Consider the following 19,254-nt stretch of genomic DNA (forward strand, 5'->3'; position numbering starts at 1 on the left):
GGTGATGGGCCTGTTCCGCCGTCCTCGACCCGAACCGCCTACGGCCCCCGAGAGGTCCGAGACCACCGGTGACGAGACTCCGGCCGAGGAGATCACGGCGAGCGGTATCGGACCGGCGGAACAAGCCCGGATCGATGACGCGTTGGCACGGCTCGCCGCTGCAGGGGTGGACGTCGACGACGTCGACTCCCTCGGGGCCGCATTCGACGCAGCCCTCGATCGCGGCGACGCCGGCGCACTCCCGGATCTCGCCGTGGGCGTCGGCGAGCATCTGAGCAGGCACGCGGACCTCCGCTGGGCGATCGTCACCGACTCATTCGGCCGGGACCTGGGTCTGGAAGGCCTGCGACGCGGTCTGCACGTCGTGCCCGAGAGCCTGCTCAGCGCACGGTGGATGCGTCGAGAGAAGGGCTGGTTGCCGCGCGCAGTCGCGCACCTGGCGGACACCAGCCGCCGCTGACCCAGCGCCGGAGGATGGCCATAGGGTGGCACGCGTGCCGCCCCGTGAGTCGACGGACGGAGCTACTGGATCAGGCCACGCTCGCGGAGCGAGCTCAGGGCCTCATCGAGGATGACCTCACCCTCGGCGTCGGAACGGCGCTCCTTGACGTAGGCCAAATGCGTCTTGTAGGGCTCGACCCGGGGCGGCGCGGGAGGGTTCTCGGCGTCCTGACCGGCCGGAAAGCCGCACCGCGGGCAGTCCCACGTCTCGGGGATCACGAGGCCCGGCTCCTCCGCGAAGCTCGGCGTCGTCTGATGGCCGTTCGCACAGTGGTAGGTGATGTGAACCCGAGGGGCCGACTCACCTCGCTCGGCCTCGCCCATCGGTCCGGCTCCGACCCTGCTTCCGCGGATCGCGTTGCCACCAGCCATACTCGCGTACCTCTCTTCGACGACGAAGCAAGATCGACTGAAGTCGGATCCCGGCAGAGCCTACCGCGAGAAGCGGTCCAGGAGCCCGAGACTCACGATGCAGGTCGTCCAGATCAGGGCCACGGCCACGGTGAACCGGGTCAGGTTGCGCTCAGCGACCGACGAACCGCCGAGCGAGGTCGAGACGCCCCCGCCGAACATGTCCGAGAGCCCACCACCCTTGCCCTTGTGCAGGAGGATGAGCAGCACCTGGATGAGTCCGGTGAGCACGAGCAGCACAAGCAGGCCGATGCGTACGGCTTCCAACGTGAGTCCCTTGAGTGAGTCGAGGCGAATGAAGCGGGTCGTCGCGACGGTGCACGACAGACGAGCAGACTGCAGTGTACCCCGACGGGTCAGCCGGTCCCGGTCACGTGATCCTTGAAGCGGACGATCGCCGCGAACTCCTCGGGATCGGTGGACGCTCCCCCGACCAGTGCACCGTCGACGTCCTCTCCGGCCATGATGCTGGCGACGTTGCCCGACTTCACCGATCCGCCGTACAGGATCCGGATCCCGTCCGCGGTGTCACCGGAGTATAGGTCCGCGAGCTTGCTGCGGATGGCGGAGCACACTTCCTGAGCGTCGGCCGGCGTGGCCACCTCGCCGGTGCCGATGGCCCAGATCGGCTCGTAGGCGATGACGATACTTCTGGCCTGCTCCTGCGGAAGTCCGTCGAGACCGGCCTCGATCTGCGCCAGCACGTGGTCGACGTGGCCGCCGGCCTGGCGCACCTCGAGACCCTCTCCGCAACAGAAGATCGGGGTGAGCCCGTGGCGGTATGCCGCGCGGATCTTCGCCGCCACGACGCCATCGGTCTCGTCGTGGTACTCACGCCGTTCACTGTGACCGACGACGACGTAGGTACAGCCCAGCTTCGCCAGGAAGGCTCCGCTGATCTCACCGGTGTATGCACCCGAGTCATGCGCCGAGAGGTCTTGGGCGCCATGCCTGATCTCGAGCTTGTCTCCGTCGACCAGCGTCTGGACGCTGCGGATGTCGGTGAACGGAGGCAGGACTGCGACCTCGACGGACGTGTAGTCGTGTCGGGCGTCCTGGAGGGTCCACGCGAGCTTCTGGACCAGGTGGGTGGCTTGGAGATGATCGAGGTTCATCTTCCAGTTGCCGGCCATCAGTGGCGTCCGTGCGGTCATGCGATGAAACTCCTCGTCAGGTGGGCGAGCGGATGGTCAGTCGCGGTTCTCGAGGACGGCGATTCCGGGCAGTTCCTTGCCTTCGAGGTACTCCAGGGACGCGCCGCCTCCGGTCGAGATATGACCGAACTGGTCGTCCGCGAAACCCAGCTGCCGCACGGCGGCGGCGGAGTCACCACCTCCGACCACGGTGAGCGCGCCGGCCTCCGTGGCTGTCACCAAGGCCTCAGCCACGGCCCGAGTCCCAGCGGCGAACGGGGGCATCTCGAAGGCACCCATCGGCCCGTTCCAGAAGATCGTCCGCGCGTCGGTCAGACGGTTCGCGTAGGCCCGTGCAGATTCGGGGCCGATGTCCAGCCCGATCATGTCGGCGGGTATGCGGTCAGCGGGAACGGTGACGATCTCGGTGTCGGCGTCGAACTCGCGCCCGCAGACGACGTCGGTGGGGAGGAGGATCTCGACGCCGCTCTCCTCCGCCCGTCGCAGGTACCCTCGGCAGGCGTCGAGACTGTCGGTATCCAGCAGGCTCTTGCCCACCTCATGGCCCTGCGCGGCCAGGAACGTGAACACCATCCCGCCGCCGATGAGGAGACGGTCGGCCTTGCCGAGCAGGTTGTCGATGACTGCCAGCTTGTCCGCGACCTTCGCGCCCCCGAGGACCACCGCGTAGGGACGCTCAGGGTCCTCGGTAAGCCGACGCAACACCTCGACCTCGGTCCGCACCAAGCCGCCCATCGCCGATGGGAGTCGGCGGGCCACGTCGTACACGGAGGCCTGGGCGCGGTGCACGACCCCGAAGCCGTCAGACACGTACGCGTCGGCGAGCCCGGCCAGTGCCTCGGCGAACGCGGCCCGGTCGTCCTCCGTCTTTGCCGTCTCACCCGGGTTGAACCGGAGGTTCTCCAGCAGCAACACCTCGCCGTCCTGGAGGGCCGCGACCGCCTGCTGGGCACTCTCCCCGACGGTGTCGGTCGCGAAGGCCACATCCTGACCGAGCAGCTCTGCGAGCCGTGGGACGACCGGCGCCAGAGAGTACCTGTCCTCAGGCGCCCCCTTGGGGCGCCCGAGATGGGCGCACACGATGACGCGCGCGCCCATCCCGACGAGCTCCTTGATGGTCGGGACCGACGCCCGGACACGACCGTCGTCCGTGATCTCGGGTGTGCCTCCGGCGGAGTAGTCGAGCGGCACATTGAGATCGGACCGGACCAGGACGCGCTTCCCGCGCAGGTCACCGAGCGTGGCGATGGAGCTCATTCCGCGAAGTCCTCTCAGAGGCTCTTACCCATGTGGACGATGAGGTCGATGAGGCGGTTCGAGTACCCCCACTCGTTGTCGTACCACCCGACCACCTTGACCTGGTTGCCGATGACCTTGGTCAACCCGGAGTCGAAGATGCATGACGCGGGATCGGTCACGATGTCCGCGGAGACGATGGGGTCCTCGGTGTACTTGAGGAAGCCCTTGAGCGGACCCTCGGCGGCCTTCTTGACGATGGCGTTGACCTCGTCGACCGAGGTCTCGCGCCCCGCCTCGAAGGTGAGGTCGGTGGCCGAGCCGGTCGGAGTGGGCACACGCAGGGCATATCCGTCGAGCTTGCCCTTGAGATCGGGCATGACGAGCCCGATCGCCTTGGCGGCGCCGGTGCTGGTCGGGATGATCGAGAGCGCCGCCGCCCGCGCTCGGCGCAGGTCCTTGTGCGGGCCGTCGAGCAGGTTCTGGTCCTGGGTGTAAGCGTGCACCGTCGTCATCAGACCCTGGACGATCCCGAGCTCGTCGTGCAGTGCCTTGGCCATCGGCGCCAGGCAGTTCGTCGTGCACGACGCGTTGGACACGATGTGGTGGTTGGCAGGGTCGTAGTCCTCGTGGTTGACCCCCATCACGAAGGTGGCGTCCTCGTTCTTCGCCGGCGCCGAGATGACGACCTTCTTGGCACCGCCGTCGATGTGGGCCTTGGCCTTCGTCGCGTCGGTGAAGATTCCGGTCGACTCCACGACGATGTCGGCGCCCAGCTCGCCCCAGGGGATCTGCGCCGGGTCCTTCTCGGCGAACACCTTGATGGTCGTGCCACCGACGGTGATCGAGTCATCCGTGGCCGACACCTCGTCGGGAAGGACGCCGAGGACCGAGTCGTACTTCAGGAGGTGGGCGATGGATGCGTTGTCCATGAGGTCGTTCGCGGCGACGATGGTGATGTCTGCGCCGGACGCCTGAACGGCGCGGAAGAAGTTGCGGCCGATCCGGCCGAAGCCGTTGATACCAACCTTGATGGTCACGGGTGGTCACTGCCTCTCGCGTGGGGGGTGCCGCCGGGACCGGCGGCCTGGTCCGCCTCCCACCCTAGTGGGTGCGGAGCACGCGTGAGAACCGGGTTCAGGGCTCGAGCATGTCCGGCGTGAGATTGGCATCCGTGCCGGGTAGACCCTGTTCCTCGGCGACCTTGTCGGCCAGCGCCAGAAGGCGTCGAATGCGTCCTGCCACAGCGTCTTTCGTCATCGGCGGGTCGGCCAACTGACCGAGCTCCTCGAGGGACGCCTGCTTGTGCGCGAGCCGCAGGTCACCCGCCTCGCGAAGGTGCTCGGGCACCTGGTCGCCGAGGATCTCCAGGGCGCGCTGGACCCGGGCACCGGCCGCCACCGCGGCGCGCGCAGACCTGCGCAGATTCGCGTCGTCGAAGTTGGCCAGCCGATTCGCGGTGGCTCGCACCTCGCGGCGCATCCTCCGCTCCTCCCAGTCCAGCACCGCCTGGTGAGCGCCGAGCCGGGTGAGCATCGCGGCGATCGCCTCGCCGTCGCGGATCACCACCCGATCCACCCCCCGGACCTCCCGAGCCTTGACCTGGATCTGGAGGCGTCGGGCGGCGCCGACCAGCGCCAGGGCCGCCTCGGGTCCAGGGCAGGTCACTTCGAGCGACGACGAGCGACCAGGCTCCGTGAGCGAACCGTGCGCGAGGAAAGCACCACGCCAGGCGGCTTCCGCATCGCAGGCGGATCCCGAGACCACCTTGGGCGGCAGCCCACGCACCGGCCGGCCACGCTGGTCGATCAGCCCCGTCTGCCGAGCCAGGGCCTCACCGTCGTGAACCACGCGCAAGACATATCTGCTGCTCTTGCGCAAGCCGCTCGGCGAGAGGACGAGGACCTCGGCGCGGTGTCCGTAGAGCTCGGCGATGTCGCGCCGCAGCCGTCGTGCTGCCTGCGCCGTGTCGAGCTCGGCCTCGATGACGATCCGACCCCCGATGATGTGGAGACCACCGGCGAAACGAAGTGTCGCAGCCACCTCCGCTTTGCGACAGCAGGGTTTGGTGACTTCGAGGCGGCTCAGCTCGTCCTTCACCTTCGCTGTCATCGCCATGGGGGCAATCCTGCCATGACGTCCGGAGCGCCTACCGACCGGAGAACAGGTCCTGAAGGGCCGCCGCGAGCCGCAGCGGATCGTGCTGGCCGGGGTTCGATCGTGAACTCACCGTGGCGACGACAAGCTCGGCGCCGACGGACTGCGCCACGATGCGCAGTGTGTCTCGGTCCGCGGCGACGGTCGGGTCAACGACAACCGCATCGAGACGGACATCGCCTGCGTACTCGGCGAAGGAGAGGATGAGCTCGTGCGCAGAACGACCCTCGGTCTCCCCCGCCGGCAGGTCCAGGTTGAGAACGAGAACGCGTCGAGCCCGCGTGGCTCGGAGTGCGTCCCTGAGGTCGGGAACGAGGAGATGCGGCATCACTGACGTGAACCATGAGCCAGGGCCCAGAACCACCCAGTCCGCCGCTCGGATGGCCGCGACCGACTCGGGATAGGCAGGAGGGTTCTCCGGGGTGATCCGCACGGACTCCACCCGCCCTGGGGACGTGGCCACCTGCGCCTGCCCGACCACTCGCCGCAGCCGCTCCCCCTCACGGACGTCCGCCTCGATGTCGAGCGGCACGGACGCCATGGGCAGGACGCGGCCCCGCGCACCGAGCAGGCGCCCTACGAGCTCGAGACCGGCGACGGGGTCGTCATAGATCTCCCACAGCGCCACGATCAGGAGGTTGCCCAACGCGTGACCGGCCAGCGAGCCGGTCCCCTCGAAGCGGTGCTGCATGACGTCCCGCCACGCATGCCCCCACTCCGTGTCATCGCACAGTGCGGCGAGCGCCATCCGGAGATCTCCCGGTGGCAGCACACCGAACTCGCTGCGGAGTCGACCGCTGGACCCCCCGTTGTCGGCGACGGTGACGATCGCGGTCACGTCATCGGTGAGCAGTCGAAGGGCCGACAGGGTCGCTGCCAAGCCGTGGCCGCCGCCCAAGGCTGCGACGGTGGGTGGTCCAGCGCTCCTCATCGGCCGGCCGCGGGCATGGAAGGGGTCACGCTCATTCCTGTCCCAGGTCACGGTGGACGACGAACGTCTGAATGTCCGAGGACGAGAGCATCGAACCCAGGCGCTCGGCGATGGCGACCGACCTGTGCTTGCCACCGGTGCACCCGACGGCCACCGTCGCATACCGGCGGTTCTCGCGGCGATAACCCGACATGACCGTCCTGAGCAGAACGACGACCTGCTCCACGAACTCGACCGCTCCCTCCTGCGAGAGCACGAAGTCGGCCACGGCCTCGTCCTTGCCGCTCGACGCACGCAGCTCCGGGATCCAGAACGGGTTGGGCAGGAACCGGAGGTCGAAGACGAAGTCCGCGTCCAGTGGAATCCCGTACTTGAAGCCGAAGGACATCACCGCGAGCCGCGTGCCCGGACGCCGGTCCCGGGAAAAGGCCGGCAAGACCTTGCGTGACAGCTGATGGACGTTGAGGCCCGAGGTGTCGATGACCAGATCCGCCCGCGAGCGGATGTCCGTCAGCAGACGGCGCTCGGTCTGGATTCCGTCGAGCAGTCGCCCCTCCCCCTGCAGTGGATGAGGACGTCGCACGCTCTCGAAGCGGCGAACCAGCGTCTCGTCCGTGGCGTCGAGGAACACCAGGCTCGGACGTAGTCCCCGCGTCGCCAACGCATCCAGCGAGTGGGTGAGGTTGCCGAAGAAGCCCTTCGTTCGGACGTCCACCACGGCGGCGGCCCGGATGGGAGCGGCCGCTGACGACGTGCGTGCCGACGCATCCTCCGGACGGTCGCTCCAGCGGTTCACCTCGTCCAGGAGCAGGTCAGCGATGCCATCGAGGAGTTGCGGCGGAAGGTTGTCGATGACGAACCAGCCCTCGTCCTCGAGGACGTTGGCCACCGTGCTCCGGCCCGCACCGCTCATCCCCGTGATGATGAGCAGCTCCGCCTGCTGGAGCATGGTCGGAACGCCTGCGGGCACTCGTGCGCGCTCGGTCCGGTCGCTCCGATGCCGGGCGGAGCCCGGCTCGACCTGATCGGTCATCTCGCCGTCCTCTCGCCGGGGTGCGGACCGCCTACGCGCGGATGCTCATCATCCTCCCTGATCTCGCCGGTCACCGCATCAACCCCCGGCGCCGCCGGGGTGGCCTCCAGGGCCCTGGCGATCTGGGCCGCGACGGCCGGCCCGATGCCGGGCACGGCGACGATGTCGTCCACCGTCGCCGCTCGGATCCGCTTGAGCGATCCGAAGTGGGCCAGGAGGCGCTTCTGCCGGGTCGGACCGAGCCCGGGAATGTCGTCGAGCGCGGAGCGTGTCATCGAGGTGCTCCGACGTTTGCGGTGGAACGTGACCGCGAAACGGTGCGCCTCGTCGCGGACACGTTGCAGCAGATACAGGCCGTCGCTCGCGCGGGGAAGGATGACGGGAAACTCCTCGTCGGGGAGCCACACCTCCTCCAGGCGTTTGGCCAGACCCACGACAGCCACGTCCTCGACACCGAGGTCGTCGAGCGCCGTCACCGCGGCCGCGACCTGAGCGGGCCCCCCGTCGACGACGACGAGGTTGGGCGGGTAGGCAAATCGCGCCGGCCGGCCGTCCTCGTCGCGCGGAGCGCCGGCCACCGAGGTGGCCGACTCCTCGAGGTAGCGCCGGAAGCGCCTGGTCAGCACTTCTCTCATCGCTGCCGTGTCGTCGACGCGACCGTCCTCCGCCACCCCGGCGTCGCCGCGGATGACGAACTGACGGTAGGCGTTCTTGCGCGCGAGACCATCCTCGAACACCACCATCGAACCGACCGCGTTGGTGCCTTGCACATGACTGATGTCGAAGCACTCGATCCGCAGCGGGGCCTCCTCGAGTCCGAGAGCCTCCTGCAACTCGTGCAACGCCCGAGTCCTCGAAGTGAGGTCGCCCGCGCGTGCGACCTTGTGCCGGGCCAGCGACTGCTCCGCGTTGCGCGTGACCGTGGCCAGCAGAGTGCGCTTGTCACCGCGGCTCGGGACCTTGACAGCGACCCTGCGCCCACGACGAACGCGGAGCCACTCGCCGATCTGGTCCACGCCCTCTGGAAGCACAGGGACCAGGATCTCGCTGGGAATCTCCTCTGCGTCCGCGCTGCCGTACATCTCGGTCAGCAGGTGCGCGACGACTTCCTCGAGGCTCTCGGCCTGCTTCTCCGCGACCCAGCCGCGCTGACCGCGAACCCGCCCGTCGCGCACCATGAAGACATGGAACGCGGCCTCGAGCTCGTCGTCGGCGATGCCGATCACGTCCGCATCCGTCCCGTCGGGAAGGACCACTGCGGAGCGCTCCAGCGCTTTGGACATCGCGGCGATGTCGTCACGAAGCCGTGCGGCGCGTTCGAAGTCGAGCTCGCGCGCGGCTCCCGCCATCTCCCGCTCCAGCCGACTCACGTGACGGCGGGCGCCACCGGCCAGGAAGTCGCACAGCTCCTCAGCGATGTGGCGGTGCTCGTCAGGGGTCACCCTGCCGATGCACGGTGCGGAGCACTTGTCGATGTAACCCAGCAGGCAGGGTCGACCCGATGCCGCCGCTCGGCGGTAGACACCCGCGGAACAGGTTCGGACGGGAAAGACCCGAAGGAGGAGGTCGAGCGTCTCCCTGATCGCCCAGGCATGGGCGTAGGGGCCGAAGTAGCGTGTGCCACGGCGCTTCGTGCCGCGCATGACCTGAGCACGAGGAACCTCCTCACCCATGGTGATGGCGAGGTAGGGATAGGACTTGTCGTCCCGGTACTTGACGTTGAACCGTGGGTCGAACTCCTTGATCCAGGAGTACTCGAGCTGAAGCGCCTCCACTTCGGTGGACACGACCGTCCACTCCACCGACGCTGCCGCTCTGAGCATCGCCACGGTCCGCGGGTGCAGGCCGGCCGGATCCTGGAAGTAGGAGCTGAGCCTCGAACGCAGCGAGCGCGCCTTGCCGACGTAGACCACTCGCCCGTGCTCGTCCCTGAACCGGTACACCCCCGGGTCGCGCGGGATGCTCCCGGGCGCAGGTCGGTAGGTGGACGGATCGGCCATTCGACAAGCCTATGAGGTCGCACCGACGGTGTGACACGTCGGCGCCTCGGCGCACCCGCATCGCCACGGCCGTCCTCGAGGACGGGCTCAGGCGACCGCGATCGCGTCGCCGGTGACCGTCACCTGCCGCTCCTCGAGACCTCGGGGAGCGGGGCCCCCGACGACGTCACCGGTATCGACGGTGAACCTGCTGCCGTGGCACGGGCAGACGATCTCACCGTCGCGGACATCTGTGACGAGGCAGCCCTGGTGCGGACAGACCGCGGAGAAGGCCTTGAACTCACCTTCGGACGGCTGCGTGATGACCACCTGCTCGGCCTGGACGACGAGTCCGCCCCCGACCGGCACATCGGCGACCGAGGCGATGGGGTCGCTCTCGGACGAGGACACCCCGGCGTCGTCGCCGGGCGTGGCGGTCCCGTCCTCTGGGTCGCCGGACTCCTCCGTCGCGGTGTCTTCAGACGATCCACACCCGGAAACGAAGACCGCTGATGCAACAACACCCGAAGCGGCCAGAACCTGCCGCCGTCCACAACACTCCACAGCCCGTCACCTCTCCAGCAGAAGGGCACGCACACCCGTAACGGTTCGCTAACAACCGGACGAGCATCCCTCACCCGCCGTTGGTCCACGCCTAGGTTAACCATTGCCTAACCCACCCGGATAGGTGTCGTGTCACCCAACCCATAGAAAGGTCTACGACGTGATCCGACCCAACTCAGCCCTGTGGCTCAAAACGCTCGCGGGCGCCGCAGCATTGAGCCTCACCCTGGCGGCCTGCGGCTCGTCCGACGAGCCCGAGGACACCGCGACGGGCACCGACACCGCGACATCGGAGGAGACGACCGATGAGGCCGGCGCCGGTGAGGACTTCACCAACGACGAGTGCGCTTCGGACTCGACCAGTGCGGACACCTTCAAGGTCGGCGGCATCCTCCCGCTCACCGGAAACCTCGCCTTCCTCGGCCCACCGGAGGTCGCCGGTGTCGGCCTCGCCGTCTCCGACATCAACGCGGCAGGCGGTGTCGGCGGCGCCGATGCATGTCACCTGATCCTCGACTCCGGTGACGCGACCGACGCCTCCGTGGCCAACAACTCGGCCCAGCAGGCGATCCAGGGCGAGGTCTCCCTCGTCGTCGGCGCGGCGTCCTCCTCTGTGACGCTGAACATCGTCGACGCGATCACCGACGCATCGATCGTCCAGATCTCCCCCGCCAACACGGCCGTCGCGCTCTCCGGATACAGCGACTTCTACTTCCGGACCGCGCCACCGGACGGCATCCAGGGAGACGCGCTCGGCAACCTCATCCTGCAGGACGGCTTCCAGCGCGTGGCTTTCATCGTGTTCAACGACGCGTACGGCACCGGTCTGCGTGACGTCGTCCAGCAGACCATCGAGGACGCCGGTGGCGAGGTCACCTACGGCGCCAATGGCGCGGGCCAGGAGTTCCCGCCGGCACAGACCAGCTTCTCTGCCGAGGTCAGTGGCGCTCTGGCGACCAACCCCGACGCCATCGTCGTCCTCGCGTTCGACGAGACGCGGTCCATCGTGCCCGAGCTCCAGAACGCCGGGTTCGACATGTCGAAGGTCTACCTCACCGACGGCAACACCTCGAGCTACGGCGAGGACTTCCCCGCCGGAACCCTCGAGGGCGCCAAGGGCACGATCCCGGGCAACGACCCGGAGTCGGGCTTCAAGGACCGCCTCAGCGGTTGGTATGAGTCCGCGCAGGGAGAGCCGCTCAACGACTTCTCCTACGGTGCGGAGTCCTACGACGCCGTTGTCCTGGCCGCTCTGGCTGCCGTCAAGGGCGGCGCGACCGACTCCGTGACCATCCAGGAGAACCTCGCCGCTGTCTCCGGTGCCAACGGTGGCACCGAGTGCAGCACCTACGAGGAGTGCGTCGCCGCGCTCGACGCGGGTGACGAGATCTTCTACCGCGGTCCTTCGGGCATCGGTCCGTTCGACGACGAGAACGACCCGTCATCGGCGTTCGTCGGGATCTACCAGTACGACGCCGAGAACAACATCTCGCTCATCTCCACCGTCGAGGGCAGCAAGGGCTGATCTCGACCGATACGTCAGGGGCCCCGGACCGACAGGTCCGGGGCCCTTGGTGTGTCCGCGGTGGGTTGTCCTGCGTGGAGACTCAGGACTGCCTGTGGCGACCGAGGGCCCCCAGTCGGTGCCGGTCTGCGGCCCATGGTCCTCGATGCTGACAGGAGTCCCGGCGGTCCACGGCGTGAGAACATGCCCACGGCGTGGGACAGCCTCCAACGGGTGAAGCCGGACACCCTTTCAGGGCGCCCGGCTTCAACCCGGTCGACGTCGCGAGGACGGTCAGCCGGCCTCGCGTGATGCCTTGACGTCCTCGGCCAGCGTGCCGAGGTACAACTCGATGACCTTGGGGTCCTTGGACAGCTCTTTGCCCGACCCCGTGTAGGCGTCCCGCCCCTGGTCGAGGACATAGCCGCGGTCGACGATCTGCAGGCACCGTCGGGCGTTCTGCTCGACCATGACGACGCAGACGCCGGTCTTGTTGATCTCCTTGGTCCGTAGGAACGTCTCGTCCTGACGGACTGGCGACAGCCCTGCCGACGGCTCGTCGAGCAACAGCACGGACGGCTCCATCATCAGCGCCCTCGCCATGGCCAACGACTGTCGCTCACCACCGGACATGGCACCCGCGCGCTGGTTCTGCCGCTGGTGCAGGACCGGGAAGAGGTCCCACATCGCCGCAAGTCGTTCTCCGATTGCCTTGGGCCGCAGGAACAGCCCCATGCGCAGGTTCTCCTCGACGGTCAGGCTCGGGAACACGTTGTCGTTCTGGGGAACGAAGCCCACTCCCATCTCGACCAGCCGGTTGGTCCGGAAGTTGGTGATGTCCTTGCCCTCGAGGGTGACCGTCCCGGAGTGCACCTTGACGAGCCCGAAGATCGCCTTGAGCAGGGTCGATTTGCCCGCCCCGTTGGGTCCAATGATGCCCACCATCTCGCCGGGGTAGGCCACGAGGCTGCAGCCGTTCAGGATGTTGACGCCGGGCAGATACCCTGCGACGACGTCCGTGGCCTCGATGACGGCGTCACCGCGCCGCTCCGGGTGCGCTTCGGGGGTTACGTCGGTCATGTGGGGTTCTCCTCGCTCGTGGGCTGCGGCGCCACTGTGTCCTCCTGCAGGGTCTCATCCCCGAGGTCCGTGTCGTGATGCGCTCCGAGGTAGGCGTCGATCACGGCCGGGTCGGACATGACCACCTCGGCGCGCCCCTCGGCGATGACGCGGCCCTCAGCCATGACGACGACCCAGTCCGAGATGTGGCGCACCATGTGCATGTCGTGCTCGACGAACAGCACCGTCGTGCCCTCGTCGCGAAGGGACTGGATGTGGCCGAGGAGCGACTGCGTCAGCGCCGGGTTCACACCGGCCATCGGCTCGTCGAGCATGATCATCGTCGGGTCGGTCATCAGGGCCCGAGCCATCTCGAGCAGCTTGCGCTGCCCTCCGGAGAGACTGCCGGCATAGTCGTCCTTCTTGCGAAGGAGCTTGAACCGCGCCAGCAGCTCCTTGGCCTTGGCCTCGGCCTCCCTCTCCTCCTTTGCCCACGTCGGCCGCAGCCAGCAGGTCAGGAGGTTCTCCCCGGACTGCTCACGTGCGCCCAGCATCATGTTCTCCATGACCGTCATCCGGTTCAGCGACTTCGTGAGCTGAAAGGTGCGCACCATGCCGGCCCTGGCGACGTTGGACGCCGAGGTGCTGCCGAGCTCGCTCCCCTCGAACGACCAGGTTGCCGCATTCTCCGGCCGCTTGAAACGCGTCGGGGCCGACGTCGGTCGGTCGAAACCAGTGATGAGGTTGAAGAAGGTGGTCTTGCCGGCACCGTTGGGACCGATCAGGGCGGTGATGATGCCCTTCTGCACCTCGAGGTGGTCGACATCGACCGCCGTCATGCCACCGAACTTCCGGACGATGTTGTCCACTACCAGGATCGGATCCGGCTTGGCGACACCAGGCTCGGCCGCGATTCCGTCGGTCAGGGCTCGTCGAGCCGCAGGGTCGGCATAAGGGTTGTCCACCGCGTTGGGCGAGCGGGTGATGGATTCAGGCATTGAACTGCAGCTCCCTCTTGTTGCCGAGAATGCCCTGTGGGCGGAAGATCACGAGGAGCATCAGGATCACACCGACGACGACCCAGGAGAACTGGTCGGACTGTTGGGTGTTGAGGATCTCCGGCGGCACGACGGCCCCGGTGATCCCCCTGATGAGGATGCGCACCGAGAAGAAGAGGATGGTGCCCAGGACGGGCCCGAAGATGGTGGCTGCGCCGCCTAGGAGCAGGGCGGTCCAGATGAAGAACGTCAGGGTGCGCCCCATGGAGTCCGCCTGAACAGAGCTCGGGAGGACGTACATGATCCCGCCGAGCGCTCCGAGCGCACCTCCGATGACCAGAGCCTGCATCTTCACGGCGAAGACGTTCTTGCCGAGGCTGCGCATCGCCTCCTCGTCCTCCCGAATGCCCCGGAGTAGGCGGCCCCACGGGCTGCGCACGAGGAAGTACACCAGGACGCAGCAGATGCCGACGAGCAACCATGCCACGAAGCGGATCCACCACCCGTTCACACCGGTGTTCTGGTAGCTGAACGGACCGATGGTCGTCGTCCCGTCCCCGAAGAACGACAGGTTGACGAACGGGTCCCGATACTGGCTACCGGGGAGGCCCTGAGAGCCGCCCGTCACCGGGGTCAGCTGCGAGAGTCGACCGACGTAGCGGATGATCTCGGCGGCCGAGATGGTCACGATGGCCAGGTAGTCGCCGCGTAGCTTCAGGGTCGGGAGACCCAGCAGCAACGCGAACGCGGACGCTGCAGCCAGTCCGATCAGCACGGCGAACAGGAGCGGGACGTCCCTGGTGATGGCGATCGCGAAGCCGTAGGCGCCGAGCAGCATGAAGCCGGCCTGGCCGATGTTGAGCAGCCCGGTGAAGCCGAAGTGGATGTTCAGCCCGATGACGGCGATCGCGACGGCAGCCGTCTGCGGTTCGATCGCGCTGCGCAGCACGGAGGCGAAGATCGACGGGATGGTTCCACTCATCGTCGTCGCCACGATCCACATGACGGCGAACCCGATCACGACGGCGGCCGTCGCGATCAGCGCGCGCCTTTGACGGCGGGCGCGCTCCTCTGCGATCTCGGTGTGGTCCGCCTCGAGCCCGTCGTCCTGGAAGTCGGGCTCGGTGGCGTTCTCGGTCACGTTCGTCATCGGGTCCACCTCGTGGTCGGCTGGCGGGTGTCGTTGCTGTTGGTCATCGTCATCACCCGATCCGTCCTGCCTTGCCGAGCAGGCCCTGGGGTCGGACCATGAGGAGCAGGATGAGGATCAGAAGGGCCGTGGCGTACTTGAGGTCTCCGGGCAGTCCGAAGGCGGGGGTGAGTTCGACGACGAGACCGATGATGATGGCACCGGCGAGGGCGCCGAAGGCCGTGCCGAGGCCACCCAGGGTGACCGCGGCGAAGAGGAGCAGGAGGATCTGCATACCGGAGTCCCACTTCACGCCGTTCAGGACCAGGGCGAGCATGATGCCCGCGAGGCCGGCGAGGGCGGTCGCCGAGATCCACACCAGCCGCACCACCTTGTCGACATCGATCCCAGAGGCCTCCGCCAGAGCGGGGTTGTCCGACACCGCCCGGGTCGCACGGCCGAGCCGCGTGCGCAGCAGCGCGAAACCGACCACGGTGAGGACGACGATTGCGATGCCCATGGCCCACAGGGACTGGTCGGTCAGCCGGACAGGCCCCCAGCTGATCGGAGTCGGCGCCTCGCGGATGATCCGCACGGTTCCGGCCCCAACCAGCACCTGGAACATGTACTGCATCGCCAGCGACAGTCCGATGGTCACGATCATGAGCTGGACCAGACCGAGTCCCTTGCGGCGCAGCGGTTTCCACAGGATCGCGTGCTGGAAGTACCCGGTGAAACCGCAGAAGAGGACCGTGAGGACCGCAGCCGCTAGGAACGGAAGGCCCCACCAGTTGACCATGATGAAGGCCACGATCCCACCGAGCGTGACCTGCTCGGCATGGGAGAAGCTCGACAGCCCGGTGGTTCCGTAGATCAGCGACAGGCCGACGGCAGCCAGCGCGAGGAGCAACCCCAGCCGGAGCCCACTGACAGCGCTCTGGATGATCAACGCACTGCGTCCTCCGACCGCGCTGCCGTCCGACTCACCCGTCAGGCGGAACAGGACGGTGTTGTTCTGACCGAGGCTGGCGTTCACGGTGACCGGACCCTCGACGGTGACTCCCTCGGGAAGGGTGTCCTCGACGATCGTCGCGGTGTACTCACCCTCCTCGGTGACCTCGATGCTCCATCGGCCGTCCGGACCGGAGGTGGCGGTCTGCTCGCCGCCAGGACCAGCCACCGAGATCTCCACCTCTGCAAGGGTCTCCCCCGCGCGCAGGGTCCCCAACAGGCACCCCGTCTCCGGGGACGGCTGGCAACCGAGGGTCTCGGCGGCGGCCGGAGCCGCTCCGGCGACGGCAGCGAGGGGGACGAGGAGCGCGAGGGCCAACAGACCGAGAAGCGTGCGCACTCGGGCTGTGAGCCCATGGGCACTGACGGGTGGCTGCAACGGGAGTCCTTCCGTTGGTCGGGCTGGCACAGGGGGGTCCAGCACCGGGCGGTCACTGCTCACGGAGCGACCCCGGGCGGGCGCCTCTCCAGCTCGAGGCCGAGGGCCTCCGGCCCGTCGCGGCTGTGCGACCGAGCACCGTGATTCTAGAGAACGGATCGCGCGACGAACAGGGATCAACGGGGGTCATCTTCAACCGATACGTTGTCGAGACCTCGACGAGGTGGTTCGTCGGGGCGTCTTACGGGACGGTCGAGGGCTCTGACGTGCGGTCTTCGACAGGATGGGGGCAAGGAAGCGACCCGTGTGCGACTCCGACACGATCGCGAGGTCCTCGGGCGTGCCGCTCGCGATCAGAGCCCCTCCACCGCTGCCACCTTCGGGACCGAGGTCGAGAACCCAGTCGGCGTTCTTGATCACGTCGAGGTTGTGCTCGATGACGATCACGGTGTTGCCCTTGTCCACGAGCCCTTGCAGGACAAGAAGCAGCTTACGGATGTCCTCGAAGTGCAGTCCTGTCGTCGGCTCGTCGAGCACATAGACCGTCCGACCGGTCGATCGCTTCTGCAGCTCGGAGGCGAGCTTGACACGTTGCGCCTCGCCTCCGCTGAGCGTCGGTGCAGGCTGTCCGAGGCGGACGTAGCCGAGCCCGACGTCGTTCAGCGTCTTCATGTGCCGGGCGATCGCGGGCACAGCGGCGAAGAAGTCGGCTGCCTCCTCGATCGGCATGTCCAGGACATCGGCGATCGTGCGCCCCTTGAAGTGGACCTCGAGGGTCTCGCGGTTGTAGCGAGAGCCGTGGCACACCTCGCACGGCACGTAGACGTCGGGGAGGAAGTTCATCTCGATCTTGATCGTGCCGTCTCCCGAGCACGCGTCGCACCGTCCACCCTTGACGTTGAACGAGAAGCGGCCAGGTTGGTAGCCGCGGATCTTCGCCTCGCTCGTCTGGGCGAAGAGCTTACGGATGTGGTCGAAGACGCCTGTGTAGGTGGCGGGGTTGGATCGCGGGGTGCGCCCGATCGGGCTCTGGTCGACGTGCACGACCTTGTCCAGGTGCTGCAGACCGGTGACCCTGGTGTGTCGACCAGGCACCTGCCGGGCGCCGTTGAGCTTGTTCGCGAGGACGTTGTAAAGGATGTCGTTGACGAGGGTCGACTTGCCCGAACCGGACACCCCGGTCACCGCGACAAGACAGCCCAGGGGGAAGTCGACGTCGATCCCCCGGAGGTTGTGCTCGGTGGCGCCGACGACGGTGACCTGTCGCTCCGGGTCGATCGCTCGGCGCACGGTGGGAGTCGGGATAGCGCGTCGACCCGAGAGGTACATGCCGGTCAGTGAGGAGTCGTGCTCGAGGAGCCCGGCCACGTCCCCGCTGTGCACGACGGTGCCGCCGTGCTCGCCCGCTCCGGGCCCGATGTCGACGACCCAGTCCGCCGTGGCGATCGTGTCCTCGTCGTGTTCGACGACGATGAGAGTGTTGCCCAGGTCGCGCAGCCGGGTGAGCGTCTCGATGAGACGGTGGTTGTCGCGCTGGTGCAGGCCGATGCTCGGCTCGTCGAGGACGTACAGGACCCCGACCAGACCCGACCCGATCTGGGTGGCGAGCCTGATCCGCTGGGCCTCGCCGCCGCTGAGGGTGCCGGCGGGCCTGGACAGCGAGAGGTAGTCGAGGCCGACGTCGAGGAGGAAGCCGAGGCGGCTGTCGATCTCCTTGATCACCCGCTCCGCGATCTGCCGCTCACGGGGGGTGTAGTCCACCGACTTCAAGAAGGTGGCGCAGTCGGCGATGGCGAGGTCGGCGACCTCGGAGATCGACCTGCCCCCGATGAGCACCGACAGACTCTCGGGCTTGAGGCGCGCACCGTTGCACGTGGGACAGGGAATCTCCCGCATGTACCCCTCGAAACGCTCGCGACTCCAGTCCGAGTCGGTCTCGGCGTGCCGTCGCTTGACGAAGGGAACCGCGCCCTCGAAACCGGTCGAGTACGAGCGCTCTCGTCCGAAGCGGTTGCGGTAACGGACGTGCACCTTGTGGTTGCGCCCGTGCAGAACCGCGTCGCGGGCCCGCTTGGGCAGCGATCGCCACGGCGCGTCCACCGAGAACGACATCTCGTCGGCGAGGGCTCGAAGCACCCGGTCGAAGTACTCGCTCACGCCACTTCCGGACGCCCACGGCGCCACCGCTCCCCCGGCCAGGGAGAGCTCCTCGTCGGGCACGATGAGGGTCGGGTCCACCTCGAGCTCGGTGCCGATCCCGGTGCAGGCGGGGCAGGCGCCGAACGGGCTGTTGAAGGAGAAAGATCGGGGCTCCACCTCGTCCATGGTCAGCGGGTGGTCGTTGGGGCACGCCATCCGCTCCGAGAACCGGCGTTGCCGCAGGACCCCGCGGGCCTCGTCCTCGGCGCTCACGTCGACGAAGTCCACCACGAGGACGCCGCCGGCCAGTCGCAGGGCCGTCTCGACCGAGTCGGTCAACCTCCGCTTGGCGGCCGCATCGCCTCCCTTGGCGACGAGCCGGTCGACGACGACGTCGATGGAGTGCTTGATCTGCTTCTCGAGCTTCGGAGGATCGGACAGGCTCACGAGCTCGCCGTCGACCATGGCCCGGGCGAAGCCCTGACTCTGCAGCTCCACGAAGAGGTCGACGTACTCGCCCTTGCGCGAACGCACGACCGGAGCCAGGATCTGGAACCGCGTCCTCTCCGGGAGCTCGATGAGTCGGTCGACGATCTGCTGCGGGCTCTGCCGCGTGATGGGCTCGCCGCACGTGGGGCAGTGCGGCCGTCCGGCGCGGGCGAACAGCAGCCGGAGGTAGTCGTAGACCTCGGTGATGGTGCCCACGGTCGAGCGTGGGTTGCGGTTGGTCGACTTCTGGTCGATCGACACAGCCGGGGAAAGCCCCTCGATGAAGTCGACGTCGGGTTTGTCCATCTGGCCGAGGAACTGCCGGGCGTAGGCGGAGAGCGACTCGACGTAGCGCCGCTGGCCCTCGGCGAAGATCGTGTCGAAGGCCAACGACGACTTGCCGGAGCCGGACAGGCCGGTGAACACGATGAGACTGTCGCGCGGAAGCTCCACGGACAGGTTCTTGAGGTTGTGCTCTCGGGCGCCACGCACGACCAACGTGTCGTGTGCATGGCGATGAGCAGGGCGGACGGCGGGGGAACTCACGTCGGCCATCGTATGCGTGTGCCCCGACAGCGCA

17 protein-coding genes are annotated in these 19,254 nt (G+C 67.7%); 2 read left to right on the forward strand and 15 right to left on the reverse strand.

Annotation, left to right across the window (positions count from 1 at the left end; all coding sequences use genetic code 11):
* The first annotated feature begins 4 nt into the window (after nt 1–4).
* Nucleotides 5–460, forward strand: a complete 456-nt coding sequence (locus tag GA707_RS07970) for a DUF3806 domain-containing protein (RefSeq protein WP_152177906.1) — start codon at nt 5–7, stop codon at nt 458–460.
* Between the two features lie 62 nt (nt 461–522).
* Here the strand turns inward: GA707_RS07970 and GA707_RS07975 are convergent, their stop codons facing one another.
* The 10 genes from GA707_RS07975 to GA707_RS08020 all read right to left on the reverse strand — a co-directional run bounded on the left by GA707_RS07975 (nt 523) and on the right by GA707_RS08020 (nt 9,813).
* The gene (locus GA707_RS07975) at nt 523–873 is read right to left on the reverse strand and encodes an RNA polymerase-binding protein RbpA (RefSeq protein ID WP_152177907.1); all 351 of its coding nucleotides are present in this window, start codon (nt 871–873) and stop codon (nt 523–525) included.
* A 60-nt stretch (nt 874–933) separates the two neighbouring features.
* Nucleotides 934–1,179, reverse strand: coding sequence for a preprotein translocase subunit SecG (gene secG / locus GA707_RS07980; protein WP_152177908.1), 246 nt, complete (start codon nt 1,177–1,179; stop codon nt 934–936).
* A gap of 89 nt (nt 1,180–1,268) precedes the next feature.
* The gene (gene tpiA, locus GA707_RS21175; protein ID WP_152177909.1) at nt 1,269–2,066 is read right to left on the reverse strand and encodes a triose-phosphate isomerase; all 798 of its coding nucleotides are present in this window, start codon (nt 2,064–2,066) and stop codon (nt 1,269–1,271) included.
* A gap of 36 nt (nt 2,067–2,102) precedes the next feature.
* Nucleotides 2,103–3,323 carry a phosphoglycerate kinase gene (pgk, locus tag GA707_RS21180; protein ID WP_152177910.1) on the reverse strand — a complete coding sequence of 407 codons (1,221 nt, stop codon included), beginning with the start codon at nt 3,321–3,323 and terminating at the stop codon, nt 2,103–2,105.
* A 14-nt stretch (nt 3,324–3,337) separates the two neighbouring features.
* Nucleotides 3,338–4,342 (reverse strand): type I glyceraldehyde-3-phosphate dehydrogenase, encoded by a 1,005-nt coding sequence (gap, locus tag GA707_RS07995; protein ID WP_152177911.1) that lies wholly within the window; start codon nt 4,340–4,342, stop codon nt 3,338–3,340.
* A 97-nt stretch (nt 4,343–4,439) separates the two neighbouring features.
* The gene (gene whiA / locus GA707_RS08000; protein ID WP_152177912.1) at nt 4,440–5,420 is read right to left on the reverse strand and encodes a DNA-binding protein WhiA; all 981 of its coding nucleotides are present in this window, start codon (nt 5,418–5,420) and stop codon (nt 4,440–4,442) included.
* A gap of 31 nt (nt 5,421–5,451) precedes the next feature.
* Complete coding sequence (yvcK, locus tag GA707_RS08005) at nt 5,452–6,390, reverse strand: uridine diphosphate-N-acetylglucosamine-binding protein YvcK (RefSeq protein ID WP_152177913.1); 939 nt, start codon at nt 6,388–6,390, stop codon at nt 5,452–5,454.
* Nucleotides 6,391–6,421: 31 nt separating this feature from the next.
* Entirely contained in the window at nt 6,422–7,339 is a 918-nt protein-coding gene (gene rapZ, locus GA707_RS08010) for an RNase adapter RapZ (protein ID WP_226963685.1), read from the reverse strand.
* A gap of 80 nt (nt 7,340–7,419) precedes the next feature.
* Nucleotides 7,420–9,423: an excinuclease ABC subunit UvrC gene (gene uvrC / locus GA707_RS08015; protein ID WP_152177915.1), complete on the reverse strand. Its 2,004-nt coding sequence runs from the start codon at nt 9,421–9,423 to the stop codon at nt 7,420–7,422.
* Between the two features lie 87 nt (nt 9,424–9,510).
* Nucleotides 9,511–9,813 carry a Rieske (2Fe-2S) protein gene (locus GA707_RS08020; RefSeq protein WP_226963629.1) on the reverse strand — a complete coding sequence of 101 codons (303 nt, stop codon included), beginning with the start codon at nt 9,811–9,813 and terminating at the stop codon, nt 9,511–9,513.
* Between the two features lie 313 nt (nt 9,814–10,126).
* Between GA707_RS08020 and GA707_RS08025 the strand changes: the two genes are divergently transcribed.
* Nucleotides 10,127–11,491 carry an ABC transporter substrate-binding protein gene (locus GA707_RS08025; protein WP_152177917.1) on the forward strand — a complete coding sequence of 455 codons (1,365 nt, stop codon included), beginning with the start codon at nt 10,127–10,129 and terminating at the stop codon, nt 11,489–11,491.
* Between the two features lie 273 nt (nt 11,492–11,764).
* On the opposite strand, the gene GA707_RS08030 is transcribed toward GA707_RS08025, so the two are convergent.
* The 5 genes from GA707_RS08030 to uvrA form a co-directional block, all read right to left on the reverse strand.
* Entirely contained in the window at nt 11,765–12,550 is a 786-nt protein-coding gene (locus GA707_RS08030; protein WP_152177918.1) for an ABC transporter ATP-binding protein, read from the reverse strand.
* Nucleotides 12,547–13,527 carry an ABC transporter ATP-binding protein gene (locus GA707_RS08035; RefSeq protein ID WP_152177919.1) on the reverse strand — a complete coding sequence of 327 codons (981 nt, stop codon included), beginning with the start codon at nt 13,525–13,527 and terminating at the stop codon, nt 12,547–12,549. The genes GA707_RS08030 and GA707_RS08035 overlap by 4 nt, the downstream gene beginning before the upstream one ends.
* On the reverse strand, nt 13,520–14,509 hold the full coding sequence (locus tag GA707_RS08040; RefSeq protein WP_152178247.1) for a branched-chain amino acid ABC transporter permease: 990 nt from the start codon (nt 14,507–14,509) through the stop codon (nt 13,520–13,522). Before GA707_RS08040 ends, GA707_RS08035 begins: the two co-directional genes overlap by 8 nt.
* 220 nt (nt 14,510–14,729) lie before the next feature.
* The gene (locus GA707_RS08045; protein ID WP_152177920.1) at nt 14,730–16,007 is read right to left on the reverse strand and encodes a branched-chain amino acid ABC transporter permease; all 1,278 of its coding nucleotides are present in this window, start codon (nt 16,005–16,007) and stop codon (nt 14,730–14,732) included.
* Between the two features lie 231 nt (nt 16,008–16,238).
* On the reverse strand, nt 16,239–19,229 hold the full coding sequence (gene uvrA, locus GA707_RS08050; RefSeq protein WP_152177921.1) for an excinuclease ABC subunit UvrA: 2,991 nt from the start codon (nt 19,227–19,229) through the stop codon (nt 16,239–16,241).
* Between the last annotated feature and the right edge of the window lie 25 nt (nt 19,230–19,254).

This window comes from Nostocoides sp. F2B08, assembly GCF_009184895.1.
Classification (GTDB): Bacteria; Actinomycetota; Actinomycetes; order Actinomycetales; family Dermatophilaceae; genus F2B08.